Annotated in this window: 16 protein-coding genes and 1 other RNA gene; 2 read left to right on the forward strand and 15 right to left on the reverse strand. The window is 46.3% G+C overall.

Annotated features, from left to right (window positions below; translation table 11 throughout):
- The 8 genes from ACXAH1_RS06130 to ACXAH1_RS06165 form a co-directional block, all read right to left on the reverse strand.
- Positions 1-315, reverse strand: coding sequence for a helix-turn-helix domain-containing protein (locus ACXAH1_RS06130; RefSeq protein WP_017216068.1), 315 nt, complete (start codon positions 313-315; stop codon positions 1-3).
- A gap of 233 nt (positions 316-548) precedes the next feature.
- Complete coding sequence (locus ACXAH1_RS06135; RefSeq protein WP_475194845.1) at positions 549-1,202, reverse strand: hypothetical protein; 654 nt, start codon at positions 1,200-1,202, stop codon at positions 549-551.
- The gene (locus tag ACXAH1_RS06140) at positions 1,203-5,522 is read right to left on the reverse strand and encodes an NACHT domain-containing protein (RefSeq protein WP_475194848.1); all 4,320 of its coding nucleotides are present in this window, start codon (positions 5,520-5,522) and stop codon (positions 1,203-1,205) included. It abuts the gene before it with no gap.
- 126 nt (positions 5,523-5,648) lie between these two features.
- On the reverse strand, positions 5,649-6,662 hold the full coding sequence (locus tag ACXAH1_RS06145; protein ID WP_475194850.1) for a TniB family NTP-binding protein: 1,014 nt from the start codon (positions 6,660-6,662) through the stop codon (positions 5,649-5,651).
- 2 nt (positions 6,663-6,664) lie between these two features.
- Positions 6,665-8,506 carry a Mu transposase C-terminal domain-containing protein gene (locus ACXAH1_RS06150; RefSeq protein WP_475194852.1) on the reverse strand — a complete coding sequence of 614 codons (1,842 nt, stop codon included), beginning with the start codon at positions 8,504-8,506 and terminating at the stop codon, positions 6,665-6,667.
- Positions 8,496-9,044 (reverse strand): TnsA endonuclease N-terminal domain-containing protein, encoded by a 549-nt coding sequence (locus ACXAH1_RS06155; RefSeq protein WP_475194854.1) that lies wholly within the window; start codon positions 9,042-9,044, stop codon positions 8,496-8,498. The genes ACXAH1_RS06150 and ACXAH1_RS06155 overlap by 11 nt, the downstream gene beginning before the upstream one ends.
- Positions 9,045-9,257: 213 nt before the next feature.
- An RNA gene (gene ffs, locus ACXAH1_RS06160) (signal recognition particle sRNA small type) lies at positions 9,258-9,354 on the reverse strand.
- Positions 9,355-9,512: 158 nt separating this feature from the next.
- Positions 9,513-10,412 carry a DUF3014 domain-containing protein gene (locus ACXAH1_RS06165; RefSeq protein ID WP_475194856.1) on the reverse strand — a complete coding sequence of 300 codons (900 nt, stop codon included), beginning with the start codon at positions 10,410-10,412 and terminating at the stop codon, positions 9,513-9,515.
- Positions 10,413-11,014: 602 nt separating this feature from the next.
- Between ACXAH1_RS06165 and ACXAH1_RS06170 the strand changes: the two genes are divergently transcribed.
- The gene (locus ACXAH1_RS06170) at positions 11,015-12,160 is read left to right on the forward strand and encodes a patatin-like phospholipase family protein (RefSeq protein WP_475194860.1); all 1,146 of its coding nucleotides are present in this window, start codon (positions 11,015-11,017) and stop codon (positions 12,158-12,160) included.
- Between the two features lie 5 nt (positions 12,161-12,165).
- Here the strand turns inward: ACXAH1_RS06170 and ACXAH1_RS06175 are convergent, their stop codons facing one another.
- Positions 12,166-14,166 carry a monovalent cation:proton antiporter family protein gene (locus ACXAH1_RS06175; RefSeq protein WP_138550070.1) on the reverse strand — a complete coding sequence of 667 codons (2,001 nt, stop codon included), beginning with the start codon at positions 14,164-14,166 and terminating at the stop codon, positions 12,166-12,168.
- A 206-nt stretch (positions 14,167-14,372) separates the two neighbouring features.
- Here ACXAH1_RS06175 and ACXAH1_RS06180 point away from each other — a divergent pair, with 206 nt between their 5' ends.
- Positions 14,373-15,269 (forward strand): GGDEF domain-containing protein, encoded by an 897-nt coding sequence (locus ACXAH1_RS06180; protein WP_138546299.1) that lies wholly within the window; start codon positions 14,373-14,375, stop codon positions 15,267-15,269.
- A 46-nt stretch (positions 15,270-15,315) separates the two neighbouring features.
- On the opposite strand, the gene ACXAH1_RS06185 is transcribed toward ACXAH1_RS06180, so the two are convergent.
- The 6 genes from ACXAH1_RS06185 to lpxB all read right to left on the reverse strand — a co-directional run bounded on the left by ACXAH1_RS06185 (position 15,316) and on the right by lpxB (position 23,293).
- On the reverse strand, positions 15,316-15,657 hold the full coding sequence (locus tag ACXAH1_RS06185; protein ID WP_475194864.1) for a hypothetical protein: 342 nt from the start codon (positions 15,655-15,657) through the stop codon (positions 15,316-15,318).
- Positions 15,632-16,987 carry a tRNA lysidine(34) synthetase TilS gene (gene tilS / locus ACXAH1_RS06190; protein ID WP_475194866.1) on the reverse strand — a complete coding sequence of 452 codons (1,356 nt, stop codon included), beginning with the start codon at positions 16,985-16,987 and terminating at the stop codon, positions 15,632-15,634. The genes ACXAH1_RS06185 and tilS overlap by 26 nt, the downstream gene beginning before the upstream one ends.
- A gap of 101 nt (positions 16,988-17,088) precedes the next feature.
- Positions 17,089-18,045 (reverse strand): acetyl-CoA carboxylase carboxyl transferase subunit alpha, encoded by a 957-nt coding sequence (gene accA, locus ACXAH1_RS06195; RefSeq protein WP_138546296.1) that lies wholly within the window; start codon positions 18,043-18,045, stop codon positions 17,089-17,091.
- A 16-nt stretch (positions 18,046-18,061) separates the two neighbouring features.
- On the reverse strand, positions 18,062-21,553 hold the full coding sequence (dnaE, locus tag ACXAH1_RS06200) for a DNA polymerase III subunit alpha (protein WP_475194874.1): 3,492 nt from the start codon (positions 21,551-21,553) through the stop codon (positions 18,062-18,064).
- Between the two features lie 2 nt (positions 21,554-21,555).
- A complete protein-coding gene (gene rnhB / locus ACXAH1_RS06205; protein WP_253048816.1) occupies positions 21,556-22,149 on the reverse strand; it encodes a ribonuclease HII in 594 nt (197 codons plus the stop codon).
- A complete protein-coding gene (gene lpxB, locus ACXAH1_RS06210) occupies positions 22,139-23,293 on the reverse strand; it encodes a lipid-A-disaccharide synthase (RefSeq protein ID WP_475194878.1) in 1,155 nt (384 codons plus the stop codon). Before lpxB ends, rnhB begins: the two co-directional genes overlap by 11 nt.
- Positions 23,294-23,313 lie beyond the last annotated feature (20 nt).

Genomic DNA, 23,313 nt, shown 5'->3' on the forward strand with positions numbered 1-23,313 from the left:
TTAGCGTTCCTCATTTCTATTTAATCTAATGTGCTCCAAGAGCGCTTTACGAGAGTCTGAATTGAGCTTACCTAACTCACAAATCAATTCAGCCAAATCATCTTCTTCACAATAAAAATAAGCTACAGGCACTCCCAACTCATCTGCTATACGCTTCATGGTTGTAAAGTCTGGTGCATGCTTACCTTTTTCGTACTGGTTCATTCTTGCGCTGGCCGTGTTGGGCTCCATACCTAAAGCGATGCCTAGTTGCTGCTGAGTATAACCAGCAGCTTTGCGGGCCTCTTTTAGACGTAAGGGCGTTGGTGATTCCATGACTACCTTAGCTACTAACTTCAATAGCTAAGATTCTCTTAGTATAGCGGCCACTTTGGTACTAAGGAATACTTAGTTAAGTAAGATGTTCAAAAATATCCATTGTAGAGGGCTATTGTGAAACAGAGAGTTTGCTATGTGGCAAGCAAGTGACTGGCCTTTGTAACACTTTGAGTAATATTCAAAAACGAGTTAACTCAACATCTCCATAGATCAATTCAGTTTAGTTGTTCTCATTGTTTAGATTTCCAAAAATCAAAGCGATTTTGAAAAGCTTCTTTTGCTTGGTGTATTTCGGAAGAACCGCGTACAACTGGATACTCCACCTTGTTAGCAAGAGGTCTAGAGACTTTAAGACCATAAGCTGACTCACTAAAAGTGATTAAATCATAACAATCAAACAGCTTCATTAAATCGTCAACTTCACTCGCCCCCAAAAAAACTTCTTCTTCTCGGGCCTTTTCCAAAACAATAAACCATGCAGCTGCGCTGGCATTTAAAGCAGCCTCAAATGATGCTAATTTCCCGTGATGTTTTGTTGCGTTGTTTTCATCTCGTCCTTCTATTTTCAACTTGTCATTTGTAACTAATGAAAAAGGCATTAGCACCTCCAATACAGGCCAATATGTAAACCGAACCTTAATATCTTCCCATTTCCACTCTTGTGAACTGCCCCATCTCGTTATTTCAGGCCAAAATTCTCTGCTACAAAATGCGGCCTCGTGGAGGTTTGCAGCTTCATTAAGAATAGAGGTAAAAGCCAAGCTCGTAGTTTGCCTATTTTCCTCTAAACTGGGATGTACATGAAAAAATTCGTTTTCCAAGCGCTTCAATAGGTAATTAAGCCTTCTTACTAAAATATGAACAGCTCTTTCCTTATAATTCATTTAAGCCTCTTTAATTCGTTTGGCACTACTACTAACCTTCCCTCTCTGATTAAGGTCTATGACAATCACTTCTATTGCACTAACTGTTGGATATTCTTTGGATATTGAAGTCCAATAATTCATCAGCGCATCACGTAATTCATCAAGAGAAACACTTTGGTTATCTATTTGCCAACTCTTATTTGTATTGGCTGAAACCAAGAGAAATACACCACAAGATGCTCCATTGGCTCTGAGGTAGTCACCAACTAATTGGTTTCTTAATCGCTCACACAATTGGTTTCCTGACCAGTTTTTGTCAAGTAATTTTAATTCAATAGGTACTGGCGCATTGACATAATTGCTGTTCAACCAAATGTCCATTCTTTGATTATTTGCCAGCTCAGGCTCTTGAGCCGTTGTGTATTGCTCTCGGCAATTTTGATTAAGCCAACCAGTTACTAAGTTGCGTACCTCATTTTCTTGCTCAGCCTTTTGCCAAGTTTCCCATGGGCTATCGTTTCCTTGCTCCAGCCAAACTTTCATATTCTTCAGTTTCAAAACCCCCAATTCAAACAACTGCTTATGGGTTCTAGGAGTGACCAACTGATAGGTAGCGTACTGGCAAACTTGCTCACAACTCCATGGCTCTAACTCGGCATCGGCTTCAGCTCGTTTATATGCTTGCTTTTTCATCCAGTGACGGTAATTAGGTTCTGGATGTTCTTGTTCTAGCTCTTTCATTGCATTGTAAGCAGCGTTGCCTGGTAACTCAGATAGTAGAGAGAAAAGGCGGCTTCTTGCATTTTGCGCATCGTCTCGAAGTCCACTAGCAAAAGCCACTCCTGTAGGCCTATTAATATCATCTTCAGCTCGAATAAATCTATGCGCTAAAATATAAAGTTGTTTTAAGTATTGAGGGGTTATGTATGATTCCATGCCGCCAATCCCCCCACGACCACTTCTATCACCAACCAAATAAGTTACAAAAGTTTCAGCGGCAACTTTAGCTTCCTCATCAGATAATCCCTGTAACCAGATTTCAAGACATGGTATTGCGAGTTCGGCTTCCCAGTCGACCCACATGGCGTACCAACGAGCCTTAATTTCAGTGGGAACTCCTCTGCATATTTCGCGTTTTGCCAATTTGATGAGTGCACCTTTAGGATATTTCCCTCCGCCCATAATCTGAACACAATACTCTGGAAACTTAGTGATTTTTTCCGGGTTGTCATATAGCCAGTCGAATATCGTGGGAGCAATAGCTTCATGTACCCATGGAGCTTGGTGCAGTATATTACTTAATATGTAGTGCACTTTGTCATCTTTAGAGGCATATTCAAGCTCCCAGATGACTTCTTTTGCCATCGCCTCAGTCGTATCTAATGGATAAACTTTGAATAGCTCTTCAAGCCAACTAGGGAAGCCATTGAGCTCTTTTCCTAAAAACCTCAATGCTTGATTTAATTCAGTACCTGAAAGATTATGAGGGAATGCAGATGACTCGCGCGATTCGATTTCAAGGCCAGCAAGGGCAACAATAAGAGCATAAGAGTGACTATTTATATGCGATTTGTGCTCTGACTGTAGAGGCACATTGAAACTGCGCCATAGCTTTTGAGCAATTGCTCGGTACTCCATTGCTACTTTTTCACCAAACTCAGATATTAGCTTTTGCCAATCAGCTCCACCTGCTCTTGTCGTAATTAGCCCTTCTTGAACTATTTCGGAGTAAAGCCATACAATGTTATTGGATATTTCACCATTGTTAAGAAGCGATTCCGCCACGAGTTGATTTGGTGCACTACGTAGCCTCTCTATCCACTCTTGCCGTTGCTGCTGTTCTTTTTTTTCCACAACTTCTTGCCTTTTCCTGCTGGCATAAAGTCGCCTTTGAGTATCACTAATTTCAGTTAGTGTTGGACCAAACCTTACTTGCATTAATCCTTGCAAGGAAGAGTTAGTCTGAGCTGCTACTTTCAAATCGTCTAACATCTTCTTTGGTTTATTAGGCCACCAATAAAGATCTATCACTGTACTTAACGCAGCTAGCTGCTCTTCCTCGCACTCTAAATTAGGAATACTTTTCAATAGCCTTGAATATGAGTTTTCGTCAAATACCCAAAAGCTATTGTGACTAGACACCCCCCAGAGTTCAGCTCCCCCTTTTCCCTCTTTCTCATAAGAGGTTCGAGCTTGATGCAATGTCTCCCAATAAAGCGCATCATTTAATTCAGGCCACTTCGGTATTAGAGCATTCAAACTATCCTTGTAATCACTATATTCGCTATACCCCCAAGATTTCGCATGAGCAATAGAGATTAATACGGACAAAGCGTTTTGTGATAATAACTGCTCGCACTTTGACTCGATCAATTTCTCTAACATTAATGCAGCATAACTAATCAACCAAGCATAACGGGTTGAAACCTTGCAATATTCATCGTCTATGAATGGTGCACACCTAAACAGCCTATCAAAGCCATCTAGCAGCTTATTAAGCACCTCAACATTATTATCAATTGTAACTTTACATATAAAGTCACCCATTGCATTGCGCAAAGAGTAGGAGTCACTTTTTCTTTTATCACACTCAATTACTTCAAGGGAATTTAGTAGGTGTTCAACATTGTGTAAATTAGGATAGGCCTCTTCCAGTAGTTCAGCTAATAGGCGTTGCTCAATAGCATGAGCTGAGCAATTTAATTTGGCCCATAATTCTGCACTATAGTTGGGTTCAGCTAATGTTGCGATTGCCCTCACGCTAGCGATTCTGGCATATATATCTCGGTCAGCATCCAGTGCAATCTTCTCAAACATTACTAAGGCATCAACCATTTTTCCTTGCCAAACTAAACGCCCAAGAAAAAAAATGACATCATCGTTATCAAAATACTCTTTTATTAATTCGACCGTTGTAGGTGTTAAGTCTTCTCTGGCAATTCTAGCTATTGAAGAATTGTCTCTAGCGCCACGGTCATCTTCATTTGTAGCAATTCCAAGTACAATCTTCTCTAACAATCGTTCTCGTGTAGGTAGTGGTAATATGGCTGGATCGCCGCCTTCAACAGCTATTTCTGGTGCAATGCTTATTGCCTGCTGATAGAAGCTATCATCAAATAGAATTAACCAGCTTAAAACAGAGCGAAGCCTTGGTGTAATAATTTTTTCACCGTATTGTTCCTTGAAAAAAAGCGCGGAGATTGAGCCTCTATCAGCTCCAGATTGCAGCAAAGAGTCAAACCACTCTGCTGCTAATAACTCTCTGATTTCTCTGTGACGGAATCTAACCGTATCGTAAATAATATCATTGAAGATACCCAATTCTAGAAGTGCTCGAATATCTTTTGGAGCCCAGTCACTTAATACTTCACAGGCTTGTATTCCTTTCAATTTTGATGTTGAACCTGGAATAACAATGCCTGCGGTATCAGTTAGTATAACCGCTGCCGCTAGCTTACGGGCCCCATTTAAAGCTTGTTCCAAAACCAAGTGTTGGCTGTCGGCTCTATCAACAGAATGCTGTTCGGTCAGTTTTGATTTAATATTGTGCTTTAAAAGCTCTATTCGACTATCAAGAACGCCTGCCTCTTGCCATTTATCAATAATGTTTTCCAGATCGAAAGGCCGCTCTGCTAAGGTCCACAAATTTAACCGTTCTATTTCTTCTAGAAGGGAGTCAACACTCTGTGCCTCACGCGCTTCACAGTAACTTTTTACTCTGTCACTATCTAGCGGCTTTAACATCATCACGGTTAACGCACTAAGATCATTCTCTGTCTCGTAGCCATCATGGACTGAAGACTCTTTCGTATTCTGGCACTGAGGTAGATATAATGTATCATCTACAATGCTTCTATCTTCTTTTGGCCTCCACGCATAAGGTCGACTCGAAATAAATATATGCGCTCGGTGTTTAGCGTTTGAGATGCATGTGGCGAATCTATTAATAGCTTTTTTGAAAGCATTTGGGTTTGTTAACCTAGCTTCATCGACTGAGTCTAAAAAAAACCAAGCTTCGCCACTACCATCTAACCAATCTCTAAATTCCTGCTGAGAACCTATTTCAAACGCATCCTCAAAGTCGCTATCAATGTCTTCGATACGAATAAAAAACGATGTATCACCTCGTTTCATCAAATTGGAAGCCTGTTGCCTAAACTCTTCTGTTTTGCCAGCTCCCGCCTCTGCAAGTATGACGCAACGGTATTCTTTTAGTACATCGCTCCAACCTTTTTCCTTTGAACTACCAAGAAAAGAACCCCACTCATCTTGGTATTCCCTTTCCTGACTTTCAGGTATCAAAGCAAAAGCTCTGTTTAAGTCTATGTAGTTTTCCATAAGTTCCTTGCTGCTTTGATATACGCGAAATACAAACTAACTCGTGAGTTCAAGGCTGTTGATTTTTAATGTTATCTTATTTACTTAAGCTAAAGTCAAACCTTTGCGTTTTGACGTTTGTATGATTCACTTCTTCAACAACTGAACCAGTGGCACTTTCTTACAAAACTGGGTATCAATAAATGGGTCTTCATCTTGAGGGCCATCGGGTTTAAACGTGGAATACTGTTCCACCTCACAGCCTTGAATTTTATTAACATTCATCTCAAATACATTGTCGAGTTCTGGCCGCCATGCCTTAAACGCAGAACTTAAACATTGCTTGTTGAGGGTTACAGCATCGCTTATTAGCGCTTCAGTAAGTGCTGAGTCTAAGAAGTTTTTCAGCTTTCTAAGGCAACCATTTGAAATGGCAAAAAGCGATAATGCAATATTCAAATCCTCAAAGCGGGGTTTGTCCGAAAATGGCAGTCGATTTGCAAACCCTTTAAGAACACGAATAAATAGTTGAAGCTCTTTTTTCTCTGATATTTTAAAGTAGGGAATAAAGCGGCGAATAAAAATACGTGATGACCACTGGGGCTCATCGGCTATTTGATCTATCCAAGGCATACCGACTAATACAATGGAGATCCCCGCTTTTTCATTGATGTATTTAAACTGGTTCGCAATGTCTCGGCGCTTTTTACCTAGGTTGTTTTCAACAAGCTCTTGAAACTCGTCAATAATAATTAGCTCCGTACCTGAGCGCTTTAGTTGCTCAACTAAACTTTCAGCCAGCGCTATCTCATTGCCATGTTTAAGTCGTTTGCTAGATTTAGCACCAAACTGTCCAAGGTCGTGCAGCAACTGCTTTAAGGTGGATTCAATAGATGGGTTACTCGGTATTCGGCTCAGCAGTACCGGGACTTTCCGCCTACCATCAACAAAATATGGTGAGTTGTTATCATAGTAATGTTTAATCAATGCAGACTTACCACATCCTGTATCACCACTTAGCATCATACATGGCTTTTCACCTGCCAGGTCATGGTACATACGCAGTTTGTCGAAATCGTTTATGATGGTCTTTGGTATAGTGTATTCGATAAACACTGATTTGAATTGATTGAGTTTTGCCTTTTTAGCCTCGGTCAGCATAACTAAAACGCTTCAAGATCTGAGACAAAGTCATCCCAGTTATCATCATCGTTTTTAGGCTTAGTGTCAGCGGGGGTTGGTTCGGCTTGCTTTGTTTCAGACATTTTAGCAATGGATTTGACTTGAGTATTGTCCACGCCCTGCGCCCTAGCAATTGCTTTGGTGCCAGTAACCTTAGTTTTTGACCCTACATTTTTAAGCTGTCGCGCTTCTTCTTTCACTCGCTCATCAATAAATAGACGCGCCTTGGCAAGCCCCAGTAGATCTACTTTGCCTTGAATGTAGTCTCTGTGAAACTTAAGATGGACTTTATGCCTGATCAGCGACAAGCCTATTGTATAGCCTTCTGGGTCAACGCTCGGCACTTTAATATAATGTTCTAGTGAATCTAGATAGAGGTAAACATAAGACAGGTCATTTGAGTTTATTTTTGCCTTTATCTTGATACTTTTTTTAGGAGTGTATTGTTTACGATATAAAGTTAATTCGTCACTATTATATCTGATATGTAGATAGGTAATTCCGCCTTTACGTAAAGTGACCTTTTTCGCCATACACATAACAACATCAAGTTTGTCTGCATCTTGTTCCGTTAACTGGGCTGGAGGCAGTGCAGCAAACCCTTTGTTCCAGTCTGCACTGGGAATGTATCGAAACCTTGCATCTGGCGTTTTATGATATACATCAACAATCCACTTATGAAACAACATAGTGAAGGTGCCAAAACGCAATATGGCATCTTTTTTCGGGTTATAATCATGCCTTGCGAGCATGTTTGAGAATGTTTTACCGGGAAATGGCGAAAGCATCATTTCGTTAATGGTTTTAAAAAACTGCTCAACGAAGGGTTTAAGCCAAGGTTTGCCAACAGGGTTATAGCTAATATTTATCCCAACCTCTTCACAAGCAAGCTCTAATGAGTGACACCAAAATTCGGCACCATTATCAACCACTAAAGTTTCTATCTTCCCGCAACATGGCCAATCATTGACGATATCAGGGTATTCGTCTTTCATGTAACTCTTGGGTTTCATCGCATGGCTAATCGCTCTGCGCACAGCATCATAACCAGGACTCTGAAAACCAAGGTAAAAGCCAACAACGCAGTGACTATAAACATCAATGAGCAGGGTTAAGGTTGGTCTTCCCAATGGTACATCAAGCTCATCGTCCAATAGAATGAGATCCAGTGGTGTATGGTCTATTTCAACACGCTCAAGCACTCTGGTGGGTCTTTTGTGACTCATTACTTTATTGTATTCAATATCGGCTAAGCGTTTACCATAGCGTTCAAGCATCACTTCATACTGAGGTAGGTTATCAATGCGGTTTTTAAACGCTTTATAAGTGAGTGGCTTTAGTGGCTCACCTAACACTTTGTCATTCTCTAAAACAATTTGATCGCAATAGTATCGATACGCTGACGCAACAGACGGCATTTCTCTGGTTAAATAACGAGTTAGAGCTAGCTCAAAGAATTTGTCTGTGTCGGTGCGGGCTTGGCGGTTGCCCTTGCGATGATGCTTTGGGATCAAAGCATGAATGTCTTCCTCGGCTTTAATATAGTCAGCGTGCCACCCAGCAACCGTGCGCCACTTTGGTTTTTCTTGCCCTTGAAATTCAGGCATTTCAGCCAGTAGCGGTGCTAAGTTTTTCTGCGTCCAACCACCAATTAAACGCTGTTTAAGCCACTTAACGTATTTAAGTCGTGCAAGTGTAGCAGCCTGTACTTCCTTGGGCAGTGACTCTAAATCGCGAGGTTGAGGGTTAGGCTCTTCCGCTTTAGCGGTTTCAGCTAACTTTTGCGGTGCTTCCTCAAAGTTAAACTCGTCTTCAAACTCCATCAGCCCAAATCACCGACTCTAAAGTAAGTTCTGTGTTTAAGTCTGAAATAACACTGCCTAAAGACAATAAACGATATACCGAGGCAAGTACCTCACCGATGGAGGCTTTTAGGGTTACTACCAAATCTTGAATGGTAAGTTTTCGCCACTGATTAAGTAGCTGAATGATGGAAAGCTGAAGATCGGTTAAAGACTGAAAGCCAGAGTAACGATGAAGCAACTTTAAGTTGTCTAAGGTTGGATAAACACGAATTTGTTTATCGGTAACTAATATCAATTCAATGCCTAATTGCTCTTTGGCAACTAACTGTTTTTGCGCAAAGCGTGCTCTAAATTCAGGATTTGATATTTTACTAAAGGGTTTAACTTCAATAAGTTTTTGCGGCTTCTTGTGATGCGTTATCAAAAAATCAGGAGTGTACCCGCAAACCTTGCCATTGAATTCATATCCAAATACTAACGGTTGAGCCTCAAAGGCTTTTATTTCACGAGAGTATTCAAAGTGAAAGCACGCATCGAACTCTAAGAATGATTCCACTAAGCAAGTAGCTTTATTCTTTTGACTTGCGAACTTGACTAGATTTTTGACTCTGGAGCGACTTATTTTGTGCCTTATCATAACCATCACCGAATATGTGAGACGGTTTAAAAGTAGGCTATGCAGGGTTATATTTCAATTTTTATGCGGGGTTTTACTACAAATTTGCAGACTTACACTTCAAACAACAAAACCTGAGAGTTTGGGTGGCAGTCTTACCAGCCACATCCCGGCACACGAGTCATTCGCTGTGGCTGCTTCCTTCCGGACCTGACCAGGTTCACGAACTATCGTTGCGAGAGGACCAATAAGACTACCATTGAGGGCCTTGTTTGGCGCGGGAAGGATTATCGCGAGTTTCGCGTCATGTTGCAAGGGGAAATGTTAAAAAGCCCGGCTAACTGCATAGTGAGTATACAATTAGACGCGCTTTGTTGGTTTGGTTGGGTTTTTTACTTTGTTTTCGGGTTACTTGGCCAGCTCGGCTTTTAGGTCTTGCAGGCGCTTTTTCATTTTTTTCATGTTTTCCGGACCCATACGCAGGAAGAGTTTTTGTGCATCAGACAGTTGCTCCCATTCTGCATAGGCATATTTGTAGGTGACTGACTCTTGTAGTAAAGGCAGGCTGGTTTCCGGGATTGGAGTTTCCAGCAGCTCGCCTATGGCTTCTTGCAAAGTCAGGTCGAACTCGCCCCCTTCGTAGCCAATTTCTTCGTACGCTTCACCGATCAGAGGTCTGAACTTGTTGTAAGTACGCATCAACTGAGCTGTGCTCATGGCATTTAGCATGTTGACGTAAGGTGTATAACGCTCAAAGCTGTTTGGATCTGTGATGATGATGTCGTCTTCAATGACCATAAAGCTATCTGTTGGCCTGCTGACCGGGAAGTGCTTTTTAGCCACTTTACCCTGTGCCAGGTTGTCCACAAACACCACGCTGCGGCGGATCATGTCTTCCGTTACCACTAAATCCATTGCGGTATCGCTTAGATAATTCGAAATTTGCTCGCTCAGGGCCACGTCGCTGTCGTCCAGTGAGGGCAGCGGCGTTGCAACAGGTTGCTCTGGTTCGCGCTGTGGCAGCGGTTCTGGCTCAGGAATAGGCTCAGGCTCCACAATCGGTGCAGGCTCAACAGCTTCTTCAACCTGAGGCTGCGGCTCCGGGCGCGCGGTATTAACGACTTCCATTGGTGTTTTCTCCGGCACCACAACATCCTGTTTAAACTTTGTGTTTTCCTGTTGATTGTCCCGGTTTGAAAGCACAAAAATGGCCACTATCACGAGGGCCACGACCACGCTTACGGCAAGCAATAAGTGGCTATTAGAAGGCTTGCTGTTCCTGGATTCTGCTGAGTTGTGCTCTGACATGGAAACTCCATTAAATTTGCTAAACGAATTTGTTGCACTTAGGGTGATTAAAGTACCAGATACAGCGGCCTGCCACTCACCAGACAACAAAAATAATCTATAATATACAAAAGATTATAGCTTATTGATGGCCGTTTTGACGACCTTTGCGCCTGCAACCTGTGGCTTTTTTGGTATCTTTAAACGCGTCTACTCACCTGTGCTTCCTGTATTGGTGAGTATTCAATACTAATCCAGATGAGCAGGTCGCCATGAGGAGGATAAACTCAGCCGCTCACGGTATCAGGACGCTCACATGCATTGCGATCAGGCCGTGCCATTTTTGCCTGAATATCGCTGAGCCCCGCTTGCCTTCCGGCTAGCTACTCAATTGAGTGGATCAGTATAGTAAAAGATATCGCATCCCTGATAAGGTGCAATACCAATTACAGGTTAGTGAGCATATGGGCTCAATATGAATCGTCAATGAATTTGCTTCGATTAAGCGATGTATTACTGTTTTACTAAGTTAAACATACCGTTATAGTAGTAGTGTCTGACCTTTGATGGCTGATGTGGCAATCTCAAATCAGCCAAATAAATTTGAGTGGTTAAGGAAGCATATGAGTCAACATCACACCTCGCGTTCACGACCTCAAACGGCCCTGCTATTAACCGGTGGCGGCGCTCGTGCGGCCTATCAGATTGGTGTACTTAAGGCACTGGCACACAGCCTGCCCAGAACCGCACCGCTGCCATTTCGTATTATTAATGGTACATCGGCGGGCGCTATCAACTCAGCGGGCCTTGCCTGCTATGCCTCGAATATGCATCTGGCCATTCGAAAAGTGGAGTCTATCTGGAAAAACTTCCATACCGATATGGTTTATGAAAGCGGTTTTATCGGGGCATTTGGCCATATTCTGGGTAATATGATGCGAAGTTTTCAGGCGGAATACATTAACCAGCCACCAGCGAGCTTGCTCGACAACACCCCTCTTCGCCATTTATTGTGCGATGTGCTCGATCTCTCTCGGATCGACCGCCATATTCAGCGTGGTTATCTGGATGCCTTGTCAGTTACTGTATCCAGTTACTCGACTGGTCGCTCTGTGTCATTTTATCAGGCAAGAGATGCACACCCCTGGCAGCGCGCTAAACGTATTGGCGTACCCGATCACATCACGCTTGATCATCTGTTGGCGTCCAGTGCAATTCCTATGGTGTTTCCCAGCGTGCGAGTAAGACATCATTACTATGGCGACGGTTCCATCCACCAGCTGTCACCGCTCAGCCCGTCAATTCATCTGGGGGCAGAAAAAATTTTTATCATTGGTGTGGAGCAGCCAAAAATACCCACGCCAATTGGTTACGAACCGCATTTTCCGGGCATGTCTGTGGTAGCAGGTCATTTACTTGATAGTGTATTCAGCGACACGCTGCAGTCTGATCTTGAACGACTGGAGCGGGTTAATCGCACCGTGGGCCTGTTGCCTGCCAGAGACAAACACAAAGAGCTCAAACATATTAATACTCTGGTGGTTAACCCTACTCACAACTTTAATGAACTGGCGCTGCACTACTACGATGAACTGCCAATGGCCATCAAGCTGTTACTGCGTTCTATCGGGGTAAAACGGCACTCTCCGTCGAGTTTAACCAGTTACCTGCTATTCGAAAAAGCCTACACCCGACAGTTGATTGAGTATGGCTATCAGGATGGCTTAGACAGGTTAGACGAGATACGCGCTTTTCTGGAGTTAGATTAACGGGCCTAAGGCAGGCCGTCTAACAGGAATTGTTCCGCCCGCTCTACCCGGCGCGGCTTGCCCTTTAGCAGCAATACATCACTGGCGCACAAGGTGGTTTCCTCATCGGGGATGGAAATTTCCTCTCCGTTGCGCCGCAGTGCTTTTACCACCACTTTATGGCGCGCCAGGTCCAGCTCTGCGATTGACTTATCTACAGCGTAGGCGTCGTCTGGCAATGCGATTGCATGCAGGTATTCCAGCCTGTCTGAGCTGTAGCTTGCGCCTTCCGGGCCTGCGTATTCTTTCATTTCCTGGCTGTCGCCGGTAAAAAAGCCGTGCAAATATTCGTAGCGATTTTGTCGCTCTATACTCACCCGTTTAAGGATCCGCCGCATCGGCACGCCCGACATATACAATACATGCGACACCATCATCAGACTGGCCTCCAGCGATTCGGGCACCACTTCTGTCGCCCCCAGCTCCTTAAGGGCCTCAAGGTGAGTGTCATCTTTCATTCTGACGAGAATTTTTACCTCTGGCGCAAAACGTTTCACTGCATCAATAACCGCCTGAGCTTTATCAAAGTCATTCAGTGAGATGATCACCAGGCGGGCTTCGCTGACATTGGCAGACTTGAGTACCTCTTGTTGGGTTGGATCGCCAAACACCACAGGCTCACCGGCGGTCAGGGCCTCCTGTACAATCGCCGGGTTACGCTCCACCGCAATGTACGGAATGGCCTCCGGACGTAAAAACCGGGCAATGGTCTGACCAACACGAGCATACCCAAAAATCACCACATGGTTTTTCACTTTGCTTGACGTTATAAACCCCTGTTCGTGCGGATCAGGCCGGCCTTCGCTGTCAATGCGTAGCAGCTTCACAAGACGGTCTGTTTCACTGATCAAATATGGCGTAAGTGCCATAGACAGCACGCCCAGAGCTATCAGAAACGACGCTACCTCAGCGCTGAGTAGCTGATGCTTGCCGGCCAGAGCAACCAGCACAAAGCCAAACTCCCCCATTTGCCAGAGCAAGATACCCGCTGCAAACGCATCTTTGCGGCGCTCTCCCATCAACTGCGCAAGTAGAAAAATAATGCTTAGCTTCAGTACTATGAGTAACGCAAGCACCAGAATTATGTAAACAAAAGACTGAATTACATAAGAAACATCTAACTGCGTGCCCACAGTGACGAAGAACAACCCCATCAGAATATCGCGAAACGGCCTAATTTCAGCTTCCAGCTGGTGCCTGTACTGACTCTCACCGAGCATCATACCGGCCAAAAACGCGCCCAGAGCCATAGACAGACCAAACGCATAGGTCAGCGCCCCGGCACACAGTGCTACCACCAAAGTCGTCAGTACGAATAATTCATCGGTGCGTGCCATCGCTACTTCATTGAATACTTTAGGCAGCACCCACTTTCCAATGGCCCAGAGTAACATGCAAACAAACGCCCCTTTAGCGAGCGCGAGGATTAAAGCCCCAACCAGCACCTGGTTGTCAGACTGGCTTAATAAAGGAATGGTGATAAGCAAAGGGACAACGGCAATATCCTGAAAAAGTAATACGCCTACGGCCAGCTGGCCACGGCGTATGTTTAATATGCCCCGCTCTTTAAGCTCTTTGACCACAACCGCAGTAGACGACAAGGCTATCAGACTGGCAATGATCAGTGCCTCTATCCAGTTAAAGCCGAGATATTTTAAGATCACCGCCAGTACCACAGTGGTGACCAGAACCTGTAAGCTTCCCAGACCAAATACCACACTGCGCATTGCCATCAGTTTAGGAATTGAAAATTCCAGACCCAAACTAAAAAGTAAGAAGACGATCCCCAGTTCGGCGATCAGTTGGATCTCATGGCTGTTGTCTATCCAGCCAAACCCATAACTGCCTGCCAGTAAGCCGGTCAGCAGATACGCCAGGATCGGCGGCAGCCCAACACGCTTGAACGACCACACCAGCGCAACGGCACAGAGTAATAACGCTATCAACCCGGCAAACTGACCCTCCAGGGCGGCAACTAATGTACTGGTGACATCCTCACCTAAAAACCCGGCAAAATTTTGCTGCAAACCGCCTCCCAAGCGTCAATAAAATAGTGTTGAGCATTTTTTATTCACTACTAAATATAGCAAGCAGCTGTTTTTCAGCCAGTTTAAATTTTTGGCATGAAACTCGCTTAGAACAGACTGAATGTTGTACTTTAGGGGAATATTAGATGGAAAATGTCCATATTTTGACTCAACGGGCGCCGACGCGCGGGGATTTTTTGCCGTTTAACGCGCAAATGCAAATGTCGCATGTCCCCGAAAACCCGATGAGCCTGACTGAAAAACTGCAAACAACTCTGGATGTAAATGGACTACTCGACATCTTTGCTGGTTACATTAAGCGTATAATAAATTTGGCCGGACTCCAGTTTCACTCTAGTGAAGGCGTATTTCAAATGCAGCAGAGCAACAACCAGCTCAGCCCTTATACCTTTGATCTGGAATTGAACAACCAGCATCTGGGTCAGATTGTGTATTTCAGTAAATATCGCCTGAGTGAGGCACTGCAGGCCAGGCTGGTCCAGCTGCACACTTGCTTGCTGTATCCGCTGAGAAATGCACTGATGTATCAGCGTGTGTTAAAGCTGGCAACCAAGGACTCACTGACCGGATTATCAAACCGTAGCCAGTTCAATGAGTTTTTGGCGAAGAAACTTGAGCGCAGTCGTCGTCACCACTGCAATTTTAGCCTGATGCTGTTGGATTTGGATAATTTTAAGCAAGTGAACGACCTCTATGGCCATAAAATGGGTGACAACGTGTTGATTGAGTTTGCCCGTATTCTGGAATCATCTGTACGGGCCACAGACACTGTGTTCCGTTTTGGCGGCGATGAGTTTGCGATCCTGATTGACGATCCAGCTTTTACTACCAACAAAGTAATTGCAGAACGTATTATGGCATCGGTCAGGTGCTGCACTGTCATGAAGAATCATGATGTCACAACCAGTATTGGTTTTACGCTGGCCACCAGCCAGGATTGTCCGAATGAGATTTTCTCGCGGGCGGATAAGGGGCTGTATCGCGCCAAGGATGCAGGCCGAGACTGCGCACGTACAATTTAACCTGCAACAGCTCGACCATATTACGTCCCCTAACGCGATATGGTCTTTACTTGCGCAGCACTGTCAGTTTGTAAAGCAACAGCAGCAGGGCAAAGCCACCAAAGAAGCTGTTGATCACCCAGGCCAGTGACAAAAAGTCTGGCAGATCACTGAATATGATGGCCAGCATGGGCGCACCCAGGCCAAAGATAAAAAAGCTGCCACCTTTACCGTGCCAGTAAGCCAGCAACAGTGCTGCACTGAGTCCACCCACACTTAAGCTAAGCGCGACATTGGCAATGTTCAGTCCACCATTTACCGCCAGGATTATAAACAATGCACCGCAGCCAAGTACTGCCCAGATAGCTTTGTTCGCCAGCGATTCACCGATCTTTTGTGTTTCTTGCATCTTCTAATTTCCAGTTGAGTCCCTGAGACGACGCATACGCCTCATTAACGAAAAAGCCCACCACCTGCACCAGCTCGTCGTTGTAGTAAATCAGGGGCACACGGCTGCGCTCCCAGGTTGGGACACCATAATCTTTTAGCCAGTGTTTCAGGGTATTACGGCCACTTCGTCCGAGTGGTTTAATTTTCTCGCTCAGACAATTAAATCGTACTGACACTTGCTCATCTGGCGCAGGTACACGCACGCCTTTACCCTGCTGCACCTGTAAAGTATGGGCATCATCGAGCACCACCGGCGTCTGACCTATGTCATGGCTTGCACGCCAGGCTGGTTGTTCTATCACCCAATAAAGTGCGCCTTTGAAACGTCGAACCTGCCCCTGAGGCAAAGTAACAGCCATTTGTGCGTCTGCTCTGGCGTTAAGTGCCTGTCCGAGGATCTGTTCAAGCTGCTTATGCGAAGGCATCTGAACGCCCTGCTCCGCCAGCCAGGCTCGCACCAGATTTTGCTGGCGCAACAGCGTAAATCCACCAAGGCGCTCGATACATAAGCTGTTATCGTTCGAACAGTAGGCCAGGTCCGTCTGGGTGATTTCATCCAGCAGCGCCTGTTGCCCCTGTAACAATTCAACGGAGCGCATAACGCTTGGCACAAACCCTGAAAAGCGGGATTTTAACAAGGGCAATACCTGATTACGCAAGAAATTGCGGTCAAAGCGGTCGCTGAGGTTAGATTCATCTTCGATATGTGAGATCCCAAACATGTGCGCAAACGCTTCTATGTCAGCGCGCTGGGAGGTTAACAGAGGTCTCAGACACACCCGGCCGGATGGCAACACAGTGCGTGCATGCATCGCCCCCAGCCCTTTCAGACCTGAACCTCGTTTCAGGCGCAGCAGGAAAGTCTCAACCTGATCATCCGCATGCTGCCCTAGTACTAATGCATGATGTGGATATGCCTGTGCATCCAGTGCCTGATAGCGTGCCGTGCGGGCTTGCGCTTCGAGGCTTTGGCGGCTTTGTGCCACCACTTTGACCGAGGCTGGGGTAAAGTCGACCGCCAGCGCATCGCATTGCGCCTGGCAAAATGCCCGCCACTGAGCGGAGTTAGGCGACAAACCATGGTCAACATAAATCGCCTGTAACGTCAGATGGGTATGAGCTTGCACGTAGTGACGGCATAAGTGCAGCAGCACCACAGAATCGACTCCACCAGAGAGCGCAACGGTAAGGCCACGCGTTACCGCAGGCGTTGTAGCGTGCATTCCCTCATCAGCCAGTAATTTATCCAGGCTGGCAGCAAAACGTTTATAAAGCGGGGTCTGAATCATAATTAGGGACGTTGTCGGTACTTAGGTCGTATTATCCCGATTTCGCAGGTACAAAAAAAGCCGCAATGCGGCTTTTTTCAGTCTTGCTGTGTCACAATGGCTTAGCAATAACCAAATGACATCAGACGCTGGTAACGTTGCTCCAGCATATCTTCTGTGCTCAGTGCTTCCAGTTCGCCCAGATCGCGCTTAAGCTGAGCTTTAAGGTTTTTCGCCATCGTGTCGTAGTTACGATGTGCGCCACCCATAGGCTCATCAATGATGGTATTGATGAGATCCAACTCTTTAACGCGTGCCGCTGATACACCCATGGCTTCTGCGGCCAGAGGTGCCTTTTCAGCACTCTTCCAAAGGATAGAGGCACAGCCTTCCGGTGAAATCACTGAGTAAGTGCTGTACTGAAGCATGTTAACGCGGTCGCCCACACCAATCGCCAGTGCGCCACCAGAACCACCTTCACCAATGACAGTACAAATGGTCGGCACTTTCAGGGCAGCCATGACTTTCAGGTTGCGGGCAATTGCTTCACTCTGACCACGCTCTTCAGCGCCAACGCCCGGATACGCACCCGGTGTGTCGATGAAGGTGATGATTGGCATCTTGAAGCGCTCAGCCATTTCCATCAGGCGTAAGGCTTTGCGATAGCCTTCAGGCTTCGGCATACCAAAGTTGCGCTTGATTTTTTCTGCTGTGTCGCGGCCTTTTTGCTGACCGATAACCATGACTGGCTTGTCGTCTAATCGTGCAACACCGCCCAGAATAGCCGGGTCGTTTGCAAATGTACGGTCACCCGCAAATTCGTCAAATTCAGTGAAAATACGCTCGATATAATCGCGTGTATAAGGGCGAAGCGGATGACGCGCAAGCTGAGATACCTGCCAGGCACCCAGATTGTCGAAGATCTTTTTCGTCTGTTCTACGCTTTTTTCCTTGAGGCGGCTGATCTCTTCTTCAAGGCTGAGATCAAGACTGCCAGAGCGGCTTACGTTTTGTAATTCATTGATTTTTGCTTCTAATTCTGCGATTGGAAGCTCAAATTCAAGATAATTGAGGCTCATGCTCTAAACTACCTGTTTAATTAAATTCTAGTTCTATTTCCTGCGCCGCCATCTTGGATAACCGTCTGAGGAGATCATCACTGGGCGTCACACACCATTGCATACCTAATGTCACTTCCGCTATCGCGTCCGGGCGCTGATATTGGATTTTTACCGGACACGTACCGAATTTATACGGTTCCAGTACTTTTTTCAGATTATCGATGAAATTCGCGTCAATTTGCACCATATTCAATGTCATTCTTATCGCACTGATCCGCTTTTCGCGGGCCTGAGCTATGGTGCAGACTTCTCTGGCGGTCATTGTAATGCCGCCGGAGAAGTTATCAAAGCTGACCTGTCCGGATATTACCAAGATTTGGTTCATTTGCAGCATATCTTGGTACATTTCAAACTGTTCAGGGAATAAGCGTACATCAATTCGTGCGCTCTTGTCATCTAAAGTTATCAGACCCCAGCGTTTGCCCTTTTTGTTGATCAGCACCCTTGCATTGATAACCAAACCAGCAGCCGTCGATTGCACATCGCGATTCGTCGGCTGTAATTCTACTAGACGACCCGAGGTGTAATTTTTTAACTCTTTTCTGTACTGATTTATGGGGTGACCGGTCAGATACAAGCCTAACGTGTCTTTTTCGCCCTGCAACCATTCATCGTCCGATAGAGGAAGGGCTTTAACAAATGCCTGCTCTACTTCATCTGGCTCAACCGCCAGCAGGCCAAACAAGTCGCTCTGACCCAAAGACTCAGCTTTGTGATGCTGCTCGGCAGACTTCATGGCATCTTTGAGGCTCGCAAGCAATGTAGCACGCCCTGGCTGGGTTTTCTCCGGACCCAACTGGTCCAGTGCGCCTGCGTAAATCAGTTTTTCAATCACCCTGCGGTTGAGGCGTTTAAGGTCCACCCGGGCACAAAAATCGAATAAGTCTTTAAACGGGCCGCCCTGTTCACGGGCTTCGAGAATGGCTTCAACCGGGCCTTCACCCACGCCTTTGATGGCGCCGATACCATAGACGATTTCACCCTGGCGATTTACCGCAAACTTATACACACCGGCATTGACATCGGGTGGCAGCAGCGTCAACTTCATGTTTTCGCATTCATCCACCAGGGTGACTATTTTATCGGTGTTATCCATATCCGCCGACATTACTGCTGCCATAAACTCGGCCGGATAATGGGTTTTCATCCACAGCGTCTGATACGATACCAGTGCATAAGCAGCGGAGTGAGATTTGTTAAAGCCGTAACCCGCGAACTTCTCTACAAGATCGAAGATCTTCATTGCCAGTTCGCCATCAACGCCGTTGTCTTTCGCACCGTCTTCGAATGTGGTTCGCTGCTTGGCCATTTCCTCGGGCTTTTTCTTACCCATAGCTCGACGCAGCAAGTCCGCGCCACCCAGGCTGTATCCCGCCAGAACCTGGGCTATCTGCATTACCTGCTCCTGATACAGGATGATCCCGTAGGTCGGCTCCAGGATCGGTTGCAGACTCTCATGCTGGTATTGTGCATCAGGGTAAGAGATGTCTTCGCGACCATGCTTACGGTCGATAAAGTTATCTACCATGCCCGATTGCAGCGGCCCCGGACGGAACAGGGCTACCAAGGCTATCATATCTTCGAAACAGTCCGGCTTAAGACGACGGATCAGATCTTTCATCCCGCGCGATTCCAACTGGAAAACGGCGGTGGTTTCGGCTCTGAGCAGCACTTCAAAGCTGGCCGGGTCGTCTAACGGAATGGCTGCAATATCAACCGGATCAATACCATCGCGCACCAGCCGCTCGTTGGTCATGTCCAACGCCCACTGCAGGATGGTTAAAGTACGCAGACCGAGGAAGTCGAATTTAACCAGACCTGCGGTTTCTACGTCGTTTTTATCAAACTGGGTAACCGGGAACTTACCTTCTTCATCACAATACAGCGCTGCAAAGTCGGTAATACTGGTGGGCGAGATAACGACACCCCCGGCGTGCTTACCAGCGTTACGTGTACAACCTTCAAGAATACGACACTTGTCGATCAGCTCACGCACTTCTTCATCGCCGTCGTACACTTCTGGCAGACGCGGCTCCACCTCAAATGCTTTGGCCAGTGTCATACCCGGGTCGCCAGGAACAAGCTTAGAAATACGATCTACAAAACCATAAGGATGACCAAGCACCCGGCCGACGTCTCGGATAACCGCTTTGGCCGCCATGGTACCAAAGGTAATGATCTGAGACACCGCCTGACGGCCGTATAGCTTAGATACGTGGTCGATTACTTCATCCCGGCGGTCCATACAGAAGTCGACGTCGAAATCGGGCATCGAGACACGTTCAGGGTTAAGGAAACGTTCGAATAGCAGGTCGAATTCCAGAGGATCCAGATCGGTAATTTTTAGTGCATAGGCCACCAGGGAGCCTGCACCGGAACCCCGCCCCGGCCCCACCGGAATATCATTATCCTTACTCCACTGGATGAACTCCATTACGATCAGGAAGTAACCAGGGAACCCCATCTGGTTGATTACGTCGAGCTCAATTTGCAGGCGCTCATCATAAGGGCCACGTTTTTCTGCTCGCTCAGCATCGTCCGGGAATAAGAACTGCAATCTCTCTTCCAGACCATCGCGGGATACCTTCACCAGGAAGTCTTCGATTTTTAAATCGCCGGTCGGATAATCCGGCAGGAAGTAGGTGCCCAGCTGAACGGTGACGTTACAGCGTTTGGCTATCTCAACCGTGTTTTGCAGCGCTTCCGGAATATCACTGAATAGCTCCTGCATTTGCTCGGGGGTTTTCAGATACTGCTCTTTGGAGAAACGTCTCGGCCGGTTTTTGTCTTCCAGCGTATAGCCGTCGTGGATCGCTACGCGAATTTCGTGCGGCTCAAAGTCATGCTCGTGCAGGAATACCACTTCGTTGGTTGCAACAACGGGCAAGCCTCGCTCAGCTGCAAGCGCAACCGCTGCATGAAGGTATTCTTCTTCCTGCTCGCGACCGGTGCGATGCAGCTCCAGAAAATAATGATCGCTAAAATGGGCCTCGTAGAATTCTACAGTCTCGGCCACCAATTGCGGGTTGCCCTTGAGTAGTGCTTTACCGACATCACCATCTTTGGCACCAGAGAGTAAGATCAGGCCTTCTTTGTATTTTGCAAGCCACGCTTTGTCTATTACGGGCCGGTGAAATACGTGACCCCGTAAATAGGCCTCGGAGATCAGCAGCGTCAGATTTTTGTAGCCTTCGTTGTTTTTTGCCAGTACCACGATGCGGCTGGGCTCATCCGGAAACTGATCGCTCTTCAACCAGAAATCGGCACCAACCAGCGGTTTAATACCCGCACCATGCGCTGCGCCATAGAACCGCACCAGACCACACAGGTTCATCTGATCCGTTATCGCAAATGCGGGCATGGCCAGCTCAGCGGCGCGTGCCACAATAGGCTTAGTCTTCGCTAGCCCGTCGACCATCGAGAAATCACTGTGTACTCTTAAATGAACAAACTCAGGGACTGCCATAACTACTGCTTCTCCGCCAGAATACGCTGCACGGGTTTAAAACTGGTTCTGTGGTGCGGTGTGACACCATGCTCACTCAGCGCAGCAAAGTGCGCTTTCGTTGGATAGCCTTTGTGCGCCGCAAAGCCATATTGTGGGTACTGCTTATCCAGCTCCAGCATTTCCTGATCCCGCGTGACTTTTGCAAGTATAGATGCTGCACTGATCTCAGCCACCAGGCTGTCTCCTTTAACAACAGCCTGCGCAGGCACACTCAGCTCAGGTAAGCGGTTGCCATCAACAAACACAAACTGCGCTTTCACCGCTAAGCCTTCTACGGCACGCGTCATGGCTAACATAGTGGCGTGCAGAATATTAAGCTCGTCAATCTCACTGACCGTGGCACGTGCCACATGATAGCAAAGTGCTTTTTGCTTAATCTCTTGTGCCAGTAACAAGCGCTTTTTCTCGGTGAGTTTTTTCGAATCCGTCAAACCTTCGATTGGGTTGGCCGGATCCAGGATCACGGCTGCCGTCACCACATCACCAACTAAAGGACCACGACCGACTTCGTCTACGCCTGCAATAAATTGCACATCAGGACGTTCAATTTGCATCAATTAACTCCACTACGGCCAGTGCCGCCTGTTTACTGGCGTCACGGCGAATATTCTGGTGAATATCATAAAATCTTTGGATCAGCGCTGAGTTATCTCCTTTCAGCAAAGGTAGCAATGCATCCGTGAGTGCATCAGGGTTACAATCCTGTTGTAAAAACTCTTCTACCAGGGCTTCGTCTGCTAACAGGTTTGGCAATGAAAAATGCTTAATGTTGAAGGTAAAAAAGGTATTAAAAATCCAATAGCTTAAGGGCTTAAGCTTGTATCCTACCACCATAGGCTTTTTATAGAGCATAGCTTCGAGCGTGGCGGTCCCGGACGCCAACAAAACGGCAGTGGCCGCGGTCATAGCCAGCGAGGACTGACCATCCAGCAAAATCGTTCTCAGTTCGGGGGCTACCTGGGCCTGAATAGCCTGAAACTGAGCTTTGCGCTTTTCATTTACCAAAGGGACAAGAATTTTTAAGTTTGGGATTTTGTCTGCCAACGCTTTGGCGGTCAGCAGATAAGTTTCACTGAGCTGGCTCACTTCTGAGCCGCGGCTGCCCGGCAACAGAGCCAGAACAGTATCAGAGTCTTTGAGACCCAATTGCGCACGTGCAGCTGCCACATCCACATCCAGCGGAATTTCATCTGCCAGTGTATGGCCGACGAAGGTACAGGGCACGTCGTGCTTGTCATAAAACGCCTTTTCAAATGGCAACAGAGACAACACCAGGTTGGTTGCTTCTGCGATTTTAAAAATGCGCTTTTGTCGCCAAGCCCAGACTGATGGGCTCACATATTGCACGGTTTTAATGCCGGCCGCTTTTAAAGGCTTTTCGACACGCAGGTTAAAATCGGGCGCATCAATACCAATGTAAATATCTGGCTTACGTGCAATAAAATGTTCGACCAGTTGTTTGCGTATTTTCAACAAGCGTGGCAAACGTCCCAGTACTTCTACCAGGCCCATCACGGCCAGCTCTTCCATATCGAATAAGGTTTCACACCCCGCGTCCAGCATTTTTGGACCAGCAATACCGATAAATCGTGCATTTGGGTAATGTTCGCGCAGGGCATGGATTAGCCCGGCACCTAGAATGTCACCAGAGAGTTCGCCGGCAACAATCCCTATCGTAATTTCTTTTTCGTTGGCCATGTGATTCTTTTAGAATAAAA

The organism is Pseudoalteromonas sp. AWH4_217 (assembly GCF_056161105.1).

Coding starts and splice junctions, on each gene's coding strand:
- ACXAH1_RS06130 (WP_017216068.1), bottom strand. CDS start 315: ATGGAATCACCAACGCCCTTACGTCTAAAAGAGGCCCGCAAAGCTGCT.
- ACXAH1_RS06135 (WP_475194845.1), bottom strand. CDS start 1,202: ATGAATTATAAGGAAAGAGCTGTTCATATTTTAGTAAGAAGGCTTAAT.
- ACXAH1_RS06140 (WP_475194848.1), bottom strand. CDS start 5,522: ATGGAAAACTACATAGACTTAAACAGAGCTTTTGCTTTGATACCTGAA.
- ACXAH1_RS06145 (WP_475194850.1), bottom strand. CDS start 6,662: ATGCTGACCGAGGCTAAAAAGGCAAAACTCAATCAATTCAAATCAGTG.
- ACXAH1_RS06150 (WP_475194852.1), bottom strand. CDS start 8,506: ATGGAGTTTGAAGACGAGTTTAACTTTGAGGAAGCACCGCAAAAGTTA.
- ACXAH1_RS06165 (WP_475194856.1), bottom strand. CDS start 10,412: ATGTCAGAGCACAACTCAGCAGAATCCAGGAACAGCAAGCCTTCTAAT.
- ACXAH1_RS06170 (WP_475194860.1), top strand. CDS start 11,015: ATGAGTCAACATCACACCTCGCGTTCACGACCTCAAACGGCCCTGCTA.
- ACXAH1_RS06180 (WP_138546299.1), top strand. CDS start 14,373: ATGGAAAATGTCCATATTTTGACTCAACGGGCGCCGACGCGCGGGGAT.
- ACXAH1_RS06185 (WP_475194864.1), bottom strand. CDS start 15,657: ATGCAAGAAACACAAAAGATCGGTGAATCGCTGGCGAACAAAGCTATC.
- tilS (WP_475194866.1), bottom strand. CDS start 16,987: ATGATTCAGACCCCGCTTTATAAACGTTTTGCTGCCAGCCTGGATAAA.
- accA (WP_138546296.1), bottom strand. CDS start 18,045: ATGAGCCTCAATTATCTTGAATTTGAGCTTCCAATCGCAGAATTAGAA.
- dnaE (WP_475194874.1), bottom strand. CDS start 21,553: ATGGCAGTCCCTGAGTTTGTTCATTTAAGAGTACACAGTGATTTCTCG.
- rnhB (WP_253048816.1), bottom strand. CDS start 22,149: ATGCAAATTGAACGTCCTGATGTGCAATTTATTGCAGGCGTAGACGAA.
- lpxB (WP_475194878.1), bottom strand. CDS start 23,293: ATGGCCAACGAAAAAGAAATTACGATAGGGATTGTTGCCGGCGAACTC.